This is a genomic window from Neglectibacter caecimuris, assembly GCF_034335015.1.
GTDB classification, from domain to species: domain Bacteria; phylum Bacillota; class Clostridia; order Oscillospirales; family Acutalibacteraceae; genus Acutalibacter; species Acutalibacter caecimuris_A.
In genome coordinates this window covers 1-12,540 of the sequence record NZ_JAWXXK010000014.1, presented here as the reverse complement: position 1 = coordinate 12,540, position 12,540 = coordinate 1, and the positions used below count along the sequence as shown (strand labels likewise).

At 55.9% G+C, this 12,540-nt stretch carries 15 protein-coding genes; 4 read left to right on the top strand and 11 right to left on the bottom strand.

Annotated features, from left to right (window positions below; all coding sequences use genetic code 11):
* Positions 1-294: 294 nt before the first annotated feature.
* Positions 295-1,989 (bottom strand): phospho-sugar mutase, encoded by a 1,695-nt coding sequence (locus U8T64_RS13775; RefSeq protein WP_322184412.1) that lies wholly within the window; start codon positions 1,987-1,989, stop codon positions 295-297.
* A gap of 120 nt (positions 1,990-2,109) precedes the next feature.
* Positions 2,110-2,586: a metallophosphoesterase gene (locus U8T64_RS13770; RefSeq protein ID WP_322184410.1), complete on the bottom strand. Its 477-nt coding sequence runs from the start codon at positions 2,584-2,586 to the stop codon at positions 2,110-2,112.
* An 86-nt stretch (positions 2,587-2,672) separates the two neighbouring features.
* Here U8T64_RS13770 and U8T64_RS13765 point away from each other — a divergent pair, with 86 nt between their 5' ends.
* Genes U8T64_RS13765 through U8T64_RS13755 form a run of 3 tightly spaced genes read left to right on the top strand, consistent with a single transcriptional unit; the run spans position 2,673 to position 3,830 of the window.
* Entirely contained in the window at positions 2,673-2,924 is a 252-nt protein-coding gene (locus U8T64_RS13765; protein ID WP_322184408.1) for a hypothetical protein, read from the top strand.
* Between the two features lie 33 nt (positions 2,925-2,957).
* A complete protein-coding gene (locus U8T64_RS13760; RefSeq protein WP_322184406.1) occupies positions 2,958-3,431 on the top strand; it encodes a hypothetical protein in 474 nt (157 codons plus the stop codon).
* A gap of 48 nt (positions 3,432-3,479) precedes the next feature.
* On the top strand, positions 3,480-3,830 hold the full coding sequence (locus U8T64_RS13755; RefSeq protein WP_322184404.1) for a hypothetical protein: 351 nt from the start codon (positions 3,480-3,482) through the stop codon (positions 3,828-3,830).
* A gap of 391 nt (positions 3,831-4,221) precedes the next feature.
* Here U8T64_RS13755 and mnmA read toward each other — a convergent pair whose 3' ends face one another.
* The 9 genes from mnmA to U8T64_RS13710 all read right to left on the bottom strand — a co-directional run bounded on the left by mnmA (position 4,222) and on the right by U8T64_RS13710 (position 10,511).
* On the bottom strand, positions 4,222-5,298 hold the full coding sequence (gene mnmA / locus U8T64_RS13750) for a tRNA 2-thiouridine(34) synthase MnmA (protein ID WP_322184402.1): 1,077 nt from the start codon (positions 5,296-5,298) through the stop codon (positions 4,222-4,224).
* Positions 5,299-5,338: 40 nt separating this feature from the next.
* Positions 5,339-6,631, bottom strand: coding sequence for a nickel-dependent lactate racemase (gene larA, locus U8T64_RS13745; RefSeq protein ID WP_322184400.1), 1,293 nt, complete (start codon positions 6,629-6,631; stop codon positions 5,339-5,341).
* Positions 6,632-6,751: 120 nt separating this feature from the next.
* Positions 6,752-6,874 (bottom strand): YlcI/YnfO family protein, encoded by a 123-nt coding sequence (locus tag U8T64_RS13740; protein WP_322184413.1) that lies wholly within the window; start codon positions 6,872-6,874, stop codon positions 6,752-6,754.
* A gap of 60 nt (positions 6,875-6,934) precedes the next feature.
* Positions 6,935-7,234 carry a hypothetical protein gene (locus U8T64_RS13735; RefSeq protein WP_322184398.1) on the bottom strand — a complete coding sequence of 100 codons (300 nt, stop codon included), beginning with the start codon at positions 7,232-7,234 and terminating at the stop codon, positions 6,935-6,937.
* Positions 7,235-7,254: 20 nt separating this feature from the next.
* A complete protein-coding gene (locus U8T64_RS13730; protein ID WP_322184397.1) occupies positions 7,255-7,677 on the bottom strand; it encodes a class I SAM-dependent methyltransferase in 423 nt (140 codons plus the stop codon).
* A 121-nt stretch (positions 7,678-7,798) separates the two neighbouring features.
* Positions 7,799-8,809: a histidine phosphatase family protein gene (locus U8T64_RS13725; protein ID WP_322184395.1), complete on the bottom strand. Its 1,011-nt coding sequence runs from the start codon at positions 8,807-8,809 to the stop codon at positions 7,799-7,801.
* Entirely contained in the window at positions 8,806-9,318 is a 513-nt protein-coding gene (locus U8T64_RS13720) for a pyridoxamine 5'-phosphate oxidase family protein (RefSeq protein ID WP_322184393.1), read from the bottom strand. The genes U8T64_RS13725 and U8T64_RS13720 overlap by 4 nt, the downstream gene beginning before the upstream one ends.
* Positions 9,319-9,339: 21 nt before the next feature.
* Complete coding sequence (locus tag U8T64_RS13715) at positions 9,340-9,981, bottom strand: HD domain-containing protein (RefSeq protein WP_322184391.1); 642 nt, start codon at positions 9,979-9,981, stop codon at positions 9,340-9,342.
* Positions 9,982-10,004: 23 nt separating this feature from the next.
* Entirely contained in the window at positions 10,005-10,511 is a 507-nt protein-coding gene (locus U8T64_RS13710) for a hypothetical protein (RefSeq protein WP_322184389.1), read from the bottom strand.
* Between the two features lie 284 nt (positions 10,512-10,795).
* On the opposite strand from U8T64_RS13710, the gene U8T64_RS13705 reads away from it, so the two are divergent.
* Entirely contained in the window at positions 10,796-11,272 is a 477-nt protein-coding gene (locus U8T64_RS13705) for a P-loop nucleotide/nucleoside kinase family protein (RefSeq protein ID WP_322184387.1), read from the top strand.
* Positions 11,273-12,540: the final 1,268 nt, after the last annotated feature.

Here is a 12,540-nt window from a genome sequence, read left to right as displayed (position 1 = left end):
GCAGAAAGCCATGGCTTTCTTGGCGCATTGTTCTGCACCGACCGAACCGACAGGTGAGACCGTTGCTGGGCGTGCCCCACCGGGGCACAGCAACCGAGCCGACAGGCGAGAAAGCCAAGGGTGTGTGATAATTTCCAATTTGGCAAACTCTGTCCTTGTCCTCAATAATTGCTCATTATCTCCACGCCATCGTCCAGTACCCAAAAAGGCGGCTGCTGCAAACTTGATGTTTTGCAGCAGCCGCCTTTTTTCTAAAAACTAAAAACGCCCTTGCTAACAACTAACTATTAACAACTAAATTCCCAGCAAACCGGGAACAGCGTCCCTCATTTTGGCAATGACCGCTTCGCTTTCCTGCCGGGTCTTTCCCTTGCCGGAAAGGTAGATCTTGATCTTGGGCTCGGTGCCGGAGGGGCGCACGATCAGCTTGCAGCCTGTTTCCAGCCTGTACTCCAGCACATTGGACTTGGGCAGGTCGATCTTTCCCTCCCTGTCGCCGAAGGATACGGATTCCTGATAATCGCTGCGGCCTATGACCTTTGCCCCGGCGATCTCGGCGGGGGGATTCTTCCGCAGGGTGTCCATGATGCCGTTCATGGTCTTCATGCCGTCCTCGCCCTCAAAGGCGAAATTGCACAGGTCGTTTTTATAATAGCCGTATTTCTCATACAGCTCGTTCATTACGTCTACCAGGGTCTTTCCCTTGCGCTTATAATAGGAGGCCATTTCACAGATGAGCATACTGCCGTCCACGGCGTCCTTATCCCGGACATAGCCGCCGGAAAGGTACCCGTAGCTTTCCTCAAAGCCCAGAAGATAACGGTCCGCTTCTCCCGCCGCTTCCAGTTCGGCAATGATATCGCCGATATACTTAAAGCCGGTCAGGCAGCGGCGCAGCTCCACACCGTACTCTTTGGCAATGGGATCCACCATATCGGTGCTCACAATGGTGGTGACCGCCACAGGACGGGCGGGGAGCTTTCCCTGCTCCTTCTTCACCCTGGCGATGAAATCCAGCAGCAGAATGCCTACCTCGTTGCCGCTCATCAGTACATACTCGCCGTTTTGGTTCACGGCGATACCCACCCGGTCACAGTCCGGGTCGGTGGCCAGCAGCAGATCGGGCTTTACCTTTTCACAAAGCTCCAGACCCTTCTGCAGGGCCTCCCGGATCTCCGGGTTCGGATAGGGGCAGGTGGGGAAATTTCCGTCCGGCTCGCTCTGCTCCGGCACCACGGTGATATCCTTTACGCCGATACGGTCCAAAATTCGGGTAACGCACATTTTTCCGCTGCCGTTTAGGGGCGTGTACACCAGCTTCAGGTTGCCGGCGTCGCCGATGAGGCTCTCCCTGTACACATCGTCCAAAAAGGCGCTGACGGTCTCTTCGCCGATATATTCAATCAGCCCCTGCTTTATGCCCTCTTCAAACTCCATCTTTTTCACGCCGGAGAAAATATCCAGGGAATTGATTTCCCGCATAATGCCGTCCGCCATATCCGCCGTTACCTGGCAGCCATCGCTGCCATAAGCCTTATAGCCGTTGTACTTGGCGGGGTTATGGCTGGCGGTCACACAGATCCCCGCGTCGCACCGCAAATGCCGCACCGCGTAGGAAAGAGACGGCGTGGGCATCAGCTGCGGATAGAGATAGGCCTTAATGCCGTTGGCGGCCAGCACCGCCGCGGACTGCTGAGAAAACAGCACGCCCTTATTCCGGCTGTCGTGGGCAATGGCAACCGACTGGGGCTTTCCGTCCGCGTGCTTCAATAAATAATTGGCAAGGCCCTGGGTGGCCTTCCGCACGGTATACACATTCATGCGGTTGGTGCCCGCGCCGATCACACCCCGCAGGCCGCCGGTGCCGAACTCCAGATCCCGGTAAAACCGGTCGTTGATTTCCTCCGGCTGATCCTTTACCGCCAGAAGTTCCTCCTTTAGATCCTTATCGTCCAGATCCTGCTGCAGCCATCTTTCATACTCGGTCATGTGGATGCATCCCTTTCCTGTTTACTTGCCTGCCGCCAGGCAGTTATATTAGTCTAAGATTACCATTTTTTGGCGGTACTGTCAACTCGAAACAGGGCGAAAGGACAATAGAAAAACTTCTCAAAGCTTGATGATATTCGTCACGATCCCCTGGGGGGTGATATCCAGCGTTCCGTAGGTTGCGGGTTCTCCCAGAGAGCCGCAGTTGGCGGAGCCGGGGTTCATCAAATACAGGCCGTCCTCATAATCGGTAAGGGCCTTATGCGTATGGCCGAACAGCAGCACCCGGGCCTTCTGCTCCCTGGCGGCGCACACCGCCTGGTACAGCCCGCTTTTCACACTGTACAGGTGCCCGTGGGTGTAGAAGATCTTTACGCCCTCCGCTTCATAAACGCCCCGGTCCGGCAAAGTGGAGCCCCAGTCACAGTTTCCCCGCACCTGCAAAAACATTTTTTCCGGAAAGCTGTGCCGCAGCAGCTGCACGTCCTCCTCCACATCTCCCAGGTGGATCACAATTTCCGCCGTGGGCTGCTGAAGCAAGGCCTCCCGCAGATTTCGTACATTCCGGTGAGTGTCGGAAACGACCAGAATACGCATCGAACAATTCTCCCTTCCGAGGATCTTTTCATCTTTCCCGCCCTTTTCGCATAGTATGGAATACGCCATAGAAGGGATGGGATCTTATGGATCAAAAACAGCCAAATTTGAACGAAAATCAACTGGAAGCTCTTTTGAAGCTGACCTCCCAGCGCCTGGGCACCACCCCGGAGGCACTGAAGCAGGCGGCGCAGAACGGCACGCTTTCCAACATGCTGGGGCAGAATGAGTCCGCCGCCATGCAAAAGGTGTTGAACGACCCGGAGGCGGCGAAAAAGCTGCTTTCCTCTCCTCAGGCTCAAAAATTGCTTCAAATGTTCCAAAAGGGAAACAAGTAGCGGTAAAACAGGCCTTCGGAAAGGAGGGACGGTATGGACGACCTGAGCCAGCAGCTGAATCAAATTTTATCAGACCCTCAAAGCATGCAGCAGATCCAGGGAATGATGAGCGCCCTGGGCCTGGGCGGCAATTCCGGCAACCAAACAGCTCCTGCGCCGCAGCCAGCTCCGGCGGAAGTACAGCCCGCCGCCCCGCAATCCGGGGGCTTTGACCCTTCTATGCTGGCCGGTATGCTGGGTTCTTTGGGGAAGGCTTCTCCCCCGCCGGAGCCGGCGGGCGGAGCCACCCCAGAGCTGCTGCAAACTGTGACCCGCCTGGCCCCGCTTTTGAGCCAGGTCAACCGGGAGGACGATTCCACCCGGCTGCTTCGGGCCCTGCGCCCTTTGCTCAGCGCCCAGCGGCAGAAAAAGCTGGACGAGGCCATCAAAATTTTGCAGATGATGCGGCTTTTGCCCCTCTTAAAAGACAGCGGCCTGTTTTCCGGGCTGCTGTCGGGGCTGCTGTAAGACCTGCCGGAGGTTTGGAAAATTCCTGTGGAATAAGGAGGGATCTTCATGCCGGGCGAATACGATATGGATCAAATGCGGGAGGAAGCCGTGCGCAGGGCCAGGGAAATGCAAGCCCGCGCCCATCTTCCGCCCCGCCAGACCCGGCAGGGAAGAAACACGCCCCAGCACCGGGAGCAGCCTCCCGCGCCGGAGCCGGAGAAGGCCCCCCAGCCGGAGCCTGTACAGGAGCCTCTTCTATCCTCCCCTGCGGAGGAGTTATCCCCTTCCTCCGCAGGCCTGCTGGAAAATCTGTTTCAGGACAAGGAGCGCACCATCATTTTAGCCCTCCTGATCCTGCTCAGCGGAGAAGAAAGCAACCACGAGCTCATGTTCGCCCTGATGTTTTTACTCATTTAGTTGTTAGTCGTGAGTAGTTAGTTGTTAGAGAAGGGCGAAAGGGCAATTAGTAATTAGTAGTTAGTAATTAAGGGCTAGTTCGATAAATTGGAATATATATGGCACCCTTGGCTTTCTCGCCTGCCGGCTCGGTTGCTGTGCCCCGGTGGGGCACAGCAACCGAAGCGAAGCGTAGAAAGCTGTCAGCCGTAGGCTGACTGAGGGGTTCCATGGTGATGTGGCAGAAAAGTCAAGTTTTATGCGGGTCGCCAGCAAGCTGGAACCTCTCCACCATGCAAAGCATGGTCCCCCTCCCCTTTCAGGGGAGGCAAGGGTTGCTGCTGGTCATTAGTCCGCCCAATTTCAATTTATCGAACTAATCGCCCTTGACCTTCTAATTGCTAATTACTCATTATCCCACAATCCTCCCCCCGCCCACCACGGTGTCGCCGTCGTACAGGACCACGGCCTGGCCCTTTGTGACGGCCCGCTGGGGCTGGTCGAAGGTGATTTTCAGTTGATCCGGCCCGGTCTGCACTACGGTGGCTGGCTGCTCTGCCTGGCGGTAGCGGACTTTAGCCTTGACCTTCATGGGTTCTGAAATTTCAGCGTGGGAAATCAAATTGATCTCCTCAGCAATCAGTTCTGTAGAGAAAAGCCGCTCATGCTCCCCCAGCAGCACTTCGTTTGCCGCCGGGTCTATTTCGCATACATACATGGGCTGGGGAAAGGACAGGCCCAGGCCCTTCCGCTGGCCTATAGTGTAATGAATGATCCCTCTGTGCTGCCCGTAAACCTGCCCCTCGGCTCCCACAAAGCTGCCAGGGGCAAAACTTTTCCCGGTATGCCGCTCAATAAAGGCAGCGTAGTCTCCGTCCGGCACAAAGCAGATGTCCTGGCTGTCCCGCTTTTTCGCGTTGACAAAGCCGTTTTCCTCCGCAAGCTGCCGCACCTGCTCCTTGGTAAGCTCCCCCAGAGGAAGCAGAAGCCGGGAAAGCTGCTCCTGAGTCAGGGAATACAGCACATAGCTTTGGTCCTTTGAAGCGTCCAGGCCCTTTTTCAGCAGCCAGCGGCCGGCGCTTTCGTCCCGGGCCACCCTGGCGTAATGCCCGGTAGCCACAGTATCACAGCCGATCTCCTTTGCCCTGCTCATCAGCTTTTCAAATTTGATATACCGGTTGCAGTCGATACAGGGGTTGGGGGTTTCCCCCCTTTCATAGGCCTCGGTAAACCGGTCCATGACCTCCCGGCGAAAGCTTTCCTTGAAGTTAAAGACGTAAAAGGGAATCTGAAGCCGGGCACAAACCGCCCTGGCATCGTTTACATCGTCCAGGGAGCAGCAGGTTTTTTCCCGGGAAAGCCCCGCGTCCTCGTTATCGTACAGCCGAAGGGTAACGCCCATGGCCTCATACCCCGCCCGGCGCACCAAAAGCGCCGCCACGCTGGAATCTACCCCGCCGCTCATGGCGATCAGCGCTTTCCTTTCCACAAAGATCCCCCCTTTTTTTCAGGCTGACCAAAAACGAACCTTACGAAACATCTTTTTTCTCTTCCCGTACCATCACGGAAATGCCGTTGGGGATCACCACCAGGTGAGCGTCCGCCCCTTTCAGCCTTCGGGCCAGAGCCAGGGCGGTATCCACATCGGGGGCCCAGTCCATTTTCATCTCCCGAAGCTTTTTTTCCTGCTCCGGGGCGGAAACAAAGATCACCCTGTGCTTTGTCAGGACCCGGGCCATGATCTGGTACTGCCACTGATCCGGCTTGGTCTTCTCCTGGGGAGTAGCCCTGACTTCGTCCAGCAAAGCCTGGGCCGAAGCACAGTTTTTCAGGGCCTCATAGAAATCGACGCCGCCATGGCCGTCTCCGCATTCGCTTACCATAATGAGCACCGCCCCTTCGGCGGCAGCGGCCTCAGCCGCCGTGATCCCCTTCACGCTTTGATAGATGTTCTGATCCAATGGATAGCCCCCATTGGAGGAGATGACAATATCCCCCGGCCTTTCCGGTTGAACCTGGCAGTAGTCCAGCAGCAATTCACAGCCCCTTCGGTGGGCGGCTATGGGGTCCCCCGCAAAGGCGGCCGCTATCCGTTTATCCTCATCAATGATCACGTTGACAATATAAGCCAGCCCGGCCATTTTTACCGCGGCCAGCATATCGGCATGAATGGGGTTATTCTCCAGCACGCCTGTTCGGGCATAGGGAGAATCAATAAATTTTGCGCAGTGGTTGCCCAGCACGGTGACCTTGTCGCACACTCCGGGCAGAACACTCTTGCGCCCTCCTGAAAAGCCGGCAAAGAAATGAGGCTCAATAAAGCCCTCCGCCACCAGCAGCTCTGTTTCCGCCGCCAGCCGGTCTATGACCAGATCAGCCCCGGAAGGGAGCACCCCCACCTTTACATTGCCGGAAGGATCCTGGCTGTCGTGGATCACAATTTTTTCCTTCGCCATGATCTTCGGCCCCAGCTTAGCCGCCAGCTCTTCTGCGGAGGAAGCCCGGTGACAGCCGGTGGCCACCAGCAAAGTAATCTCAATAGCCGGATTTCCCTGCCGCAGCTCCTCCAGAAGGAAGGGCAGAATATGGCGGCTGGGCACCGGCCGGGTATGATCGCTGATGATCACCGTGCAGGTTTTCTTCCCCGCCGCCAGTTCCCGCAGACGGGGGCTGGCAATGGGCTCAGCCATTGCCGCCTGCACCAGCTCGTCCTCCGACTGAGCGGCCCGCAGCCTGTCGATATTCGATTCCAAAACCTCCGCACGGGTCAGCTCTTCATGAAGCACCATGCCCACTGTGCCAAAGGGAATTGTGATCGCCATAAAACGGTCCCTTCCATGCTGTGAAATCTATTTCGCCATTTTGGGATAGTATAACACACTTTTCCGGAAAAGGGAAACAAAAAAGGAAACCGCAAAAGGCTTGGCGATTTTCTTTTTGTCCTATTCTGTTTCCAGCTCTTTCAAAGCCGCCCGCACCGCCGCGATCACGGAGGCGGAAAAGGTGCAGTCCTTTCCCTGAATGGCGCCCTCCACCTGCTCGATTACATCGTTCGGAAAGCGAATGATCTTATTGGTGGTGGGCGGAATAGAGGGGATTTTGAAGCTCTTTTTTCTTCCCCCCTTTTAAGGCTTTCTTCCCACCGCCAGAAAATGGGGGCTGACGCCCAGCAGGGAGGGCTCCTGCTCTGTCATGCGGACAAGCCTGAGCAGCCGCTCCCGGCTTTCGGGGCGTTCCCATTTTTCCTGCAGGGTGGGGCAGAACCAGATACAGCCCTCCACCGCATACAGTCCTTCCGGGGAAAGGCCTCCCTCCGCAAGCTCCTCCCGCAGTCCCTCCGGTGTGTGGAAATAGGCGCGGGACAGGAAATTGGGATATTCCCTAGGCCGAATATGCCGGTTTTCCAAAATTTCCCCCTCCAGCATGCCGAAGTAGACCTCATCGTCTAGAAAATCATTTTTTCGCCGTACACGGACACCGCCCAGGTGGCGGAGCTGAATTTGGAGATCCCGGCGGCAATCAGCAGTCCGCCAGGCTTCAGCATGCGGTGCGCCTCCCGCAGGGCCAAAAGCCGTTCCTCCCGCTCCAGAAGGTGGTACAGCGGGCCCATCAGCAGCGCCGCGTCCATGCTTCCGCTTTCCAGCAGGGAAAGATCTCTGGCGTCACCCGTTTCCGCCCGATAGGGGGCGGTCTGATGGGCCCGGGCATATTCCACCGCCGAGGGGGCAAGCTCCACCAGGGTCACCCCGTGGCCAAGTCCCGCCAGCCAATCGGCATAATACCCTATTCCGCCGCCGATATCACAGAGCCGCAGCCTTCCTTCGGGCAGCAGGCGGGAAAGCAGCTCCTTTGTTCTTGCCGCCTCCACCTTTCCCAGCCCCCGCTCCAGCCTGCCGATCTCCGCGCCGTTTTCGTAAAACTCCTAGGTTTCCCGATCGCTTTCGCGCATGATGACCGCCTTCCTTTTGCGTTTTTCCACAATACGCCTTCTATTTCTCCAAAAAATCTTCAGCCGGAAGATGCTGCCGCAAGGTCAGATACCAGCGCACCCCAAAGCGGTCCCTGACTCCGGCGGCCCAGGGGCTCCAGGGCAGCTCACAGGGCTCCAGCTCCACGGCTCCGCCCTCCTTCAAAACGGCAAACGCCCTTTCCAGCGCTTCCCTCGTTTCAAAGGTGAGCCCCAGCTCTACCGGGTTTTCCCATTCCGGCTTTGCTTCCACCACGGAAAGCACCTCCTGCTCCCTCTGAGTCAACTCTGAGTGAAAATAGGTGCCGTTCTCGTTTTTCACATGATAACCCAGCTCCAGCCCAAAGGCCTTCCGGTACAGCTCCACTGCCCGGGGGCTGTTTTTTACATAGAGTCCCACGCCCACATAGCTTCCCGCCTCTGCCTGCACCAAATCCCCGCTTTTTTGATACAGGGAAGCCTCCGTATTTTCAAACAGATCATAGCCTGTAATGGAGCGGCAATCCTGGCCGGAAAATTCGAATTTTACTACCCAAGGCATCAAATCAATGATTTGCGCAAACTGCTCGAAGCCGAATTTGGGCTGATAAAAATTGACGATGCTGGAAAGGGCCGTGCCATGGGTGCCCACGGCAATGGTTTTTCCCTGATACCGCTTCAGCACCTCTCCCAGCGCCGCAAGGTTCCGGGCCTGCACCTGCCGCAGGCTTTCTCCGCCGGGCTCCCGGTAGTCTCTATTTTCCCAATGGCGTTTGACAAAGGCCATAAAATCCTCTACCCAGCGGTCTCCCACGGCCCTTTCCCGGAAATCCTCCACGGCTTCGATGGAAAAACCGCGCGTATCGGCAAAATCCCGCACCGTATCCATTGCCCGGCGGTAGGGGCTGGAAAGCACCGCCTCAATGGGCTTGTCCCTGAGAAATTCCGTGACGCGCCTGCTGTCCTCCAAGCCCTTGGGGGTCAGGGGCCTGATTCTGTCGTCGTGGACCGAATGGTCCGATTGGCAGTGGCGCACAAAATAAACGGTGGTCATTGTTTGCTCCCTTCCGCCCTGCGCTGCTGTGCCAGGGCCTTCCCTTCTTTTCCTGTCATATGCTCAACGGTCAGCCGGATCACAGCGGTGTAACCCTGCGTGCCGGTGGATTTTTCCTCCCGGTGTGCGGGCGTATCCGCCGGGCAGTATTTCTCCGCCAGCAGCAGCAAAGCGTCGTGCTGCTCCCGCGGGTCGCTGACAAGCTCCGCCTGCCCGAAGGTGATCACGCTGCGGTAATAGGTGGTGTATTCCTCCGGCACCAGCTTATCCTGGTCGATCACGCAGAAGGACGCTTTCCGGCTGCGCTGTATCGCGTCCAGCTTATGCCCCTCTTTGGCACAGTGAAAATAAAGCAGCCCCTTGTAATACACAAAGCTCAGAGGCACCGCATAGGGATATTCCCCATCGCCCAGCACCGCCAGCACGCCCGCCGTGCTCCGTTGTAGTATTTCCTCACATTCCTTTTGGGAAATATCCTGATTCGTTCTGCGCGTCTTCCGAAATTCCATGGAATTTTGCTCCTTTTGCTTTTAACAGCCGCAGACCTCCAGAAGCCAGGCCCGGCACCTGTTCTCCAGCTCTTCGGTTTTCAGCCACTCCCGCAGGGTGGCAAGGCCCATTTCGTTTTTCGGACAGGGGAGCCATAAATGAAGGTAACCGCCCTCTCCGTATTTCTCCCGGACATGCTCTACTGTGCGGCGGATCTGCTCTTCGTCTGATAAGCCCGGGCATTTTTCTACTCCGTATTCCATGCAGCGCCGCACAATGCGTTCCGGCTCCAGATCTCTGTCCGCTTCGCTGACGATCCGCCCGTAAAGATTCCGAGGCGGCTCCTGCCGGGAAGCCCGGTGATCCTCCACGGCCTCCCGCATGGTTTGCCGCTGTTCCTCCGTAAACCAGCGCTTCAGGGCCTCGTCCTCCATCAGCCATTTTCCGGAAGCGGCCTCGTGATTTTTCCTGCCATACCGGATCCCCACATCGTGGTACACCGCCACAGTGTAGACCATGTCAAGGTCCACGCCACGGCATTCCGGCAGTTGCTCCGCCAGCTCCAGGCTGTTTTGGATCACCGTATGGACATGCTCCGGCCCGTGGGCCTTATCGTGGGCCAAATACAGGGGCAGGATCTGCCCTTCACAGTATTCCAGCAGTGCCTTCGTCATTTTTTCCATAGCGTTTCTCCATATTAAAGGGATCAGGTATCCAGCTTGCAATAGTACAGGGTTTGGGTCGCCGTATCATAAAGGCCCAAGGTAAGGTTGAAGGAGCTTCTGTGCAACATATCCGCCCCCGTGGCTTTCCCGGGCTCCGCCTGCCGATCGATCAAAAGATAGTAGCCCTCCCGGATCTCCGGTACCAGGGAATTGCCTTCCTCATCTGTCAAAAACGGCCCGATCCGGCTTGTTCCCTCTTCTATTCCATATACCAAAGCCTGCACGGTTTCCTCCAGGGGAAACTTCCTCCACTGACCGCTTTTTTCAATTTGCTCCAGCGCCCTTGCATCGGAAAATTGCAGGGCAGCACAGGCCACTCCATCTCCATGAAACCCGCCGTGGCTGTCAAAATCGATGGCCACAGTGCCTTGAGATACATCGATCCCAAGCTCTTTAGAAATAGTTTTTTGCGGTTCTTGCGGGCCGCAGGCGGTAAGAAGAAGGGCAAGACCGAAAAGCAGGCCGGCCGCCGCAATCATTTGCTTCATTCACGAAAGCCTCCTTCCCGTCGGTACGCCTATCGTATCACACTTTTTAGAGAAGTTCAACGGAAAGTCTTCGACAAGCTTCCTGACAGCTCCCTGTTCCCTTTGCCAACAGCCGCGCCTGATCAGGGAAAATCCGGGTTTTATGGGCGGCGGACATATCCGGTCAGCGCTTGGAGGCTCTGGCCGCATTTGTCCTTGTCAAGCAAGGCTGAATTCTTGTATACTATGATTTAGGAGCTAATACACGACTTTTGGCTATTTCAGCATTACGGGGGATAGAGCTTATGGCATCAAAAAAAGAGCAGCCCGTCCTTACCCTGATGGTAGGCCTGCCCTGCTCGGGGAAAACCACTCTGGCAAAGAAGCTGGAACGCGAAACAAACGCAGTGCGCTTTACGCCGGACGAATGGCATATTTTCCTGTTCGGCAACGATTTTCATGTGGACGACGGGCACGACCAGCGCCATGACCAGATCGAAGCGCTGATGTGGAAGTTGGGCCGTGAGCTGCTGACAAAAGGGATCAGCGTGATCCTGGATTTTGGCTTTTGGGCCAAGGAGCAGAGGGACGAAAAGCGCGCAGAGGCAAAAGCTCTGGGCGCAAAGGTTCAAATTTGCTATTTAGACACGCCCCTGTCAGAGCTTCTGCTCCGTCTGGAACAGCGAAACCAAACGGGAACTGAGGTTTTTACCACCATCACTCCGGAGGATATAAAGGAATGGAGCAGCATATTTCAGCCTCCTGAAAAAGAGGAGCTGTAAACGGCGGCGGCGAGTTGCACTGGCACTCGATGGCTGAACCACAGGCAGTCAGGAATCCACTTGGCGCAAAATGGCAACTTCTGACCCGACGATAAAGATTGTTAAATTATAGTTTACGGCGAGGCGCCGCACCCACTCGTGCCCTGCTTGGTGCGGGCGTTTGGGTTCCGACCCGACCGGAAGTAAATCGGAAAATTTTAGTTTAGTGCCCTTAGGCTCCCCTTGCGCGAGTAAGGGGTGCTGGTCTCACCTGTCGGTTCGGTCGGTGCAGAACAATGCGCCAAGAAAGCCATGGCTTTCTGCGCTTTGCACCCGGAGCGAAGCGGAGAAAGCTGTCACGGCTTTGCCGTGACTGAGGGGATTCTAACTAGCGATTCTATGCCACTTTCTGCGTGTGACTATCCCTTCCACCGTTCTCGCCTGTCGGCTCGGTTGCTGTGTGCCGGTGGCACACGTCCAGCAACGACCGAGTTGACAAACGAGAATGGGTCAGAGCGGTTGCTGTGCCCCAGTGGGGCACGTTCAGCAATGTCTGAAACGACAGCTGAGTTCTCCACTGGAGACCTTCTCCCCACCGGGACGCGCTCACCGCTCGGCGGTCCCCGCAGACTGCGAAGCAGTCTGTTTCCCCTCTATAAATAAGGGGATGCAAAGGGCAAATGAATTCCAATTTAGCGAGCTACTTTCCCCTCTGTTATTCTGAGGAGCATAGCAACGAAGAATCTCGACCTTAATTCCTGAAGGACGAGATTCTTCACCGAGAAAGCAAGATTTCCTTGCTTTCTGTTCAGTAATAACAGGTGGGAAGTAAGCACCTCGCCGTTGGTCGGGCTGGAAACCAGTGTCCTGCACCAAGTAGCTTCACGAGTGGGTGCAGCGGCACAAGCGTTGTGACCAACGCTGCAAATTCTAATTTATCGAACTTATTTCCCCTCTGTCATTCTGAGCCGCTGGCGAAGAATTTCGACCTTTTCTAACGACTAACTACTTACAACTAATAACTAAAAACCGGGATCCTTCCCCGAGAAAACAAGGCTTACCTTGCTTTCTTTTCAGATAACAAGCAGTGGTTCACTGCATTTCTAACGCATGAGAAGGAATCCTGAAGACACAAAAAAGCCTATCCGTTTGGATAGGCTTTTTATTTGGGATTGTACCCTAAAAACTGAATAAAGCGGGGGAAGCGAATAGAAGGTGAGGTAGGTGGGAAAGGCCAGTTGCCAAAGAAGGCAATGGTCAAGCCCTCGGCCTATTAGTACTGCCAAGCT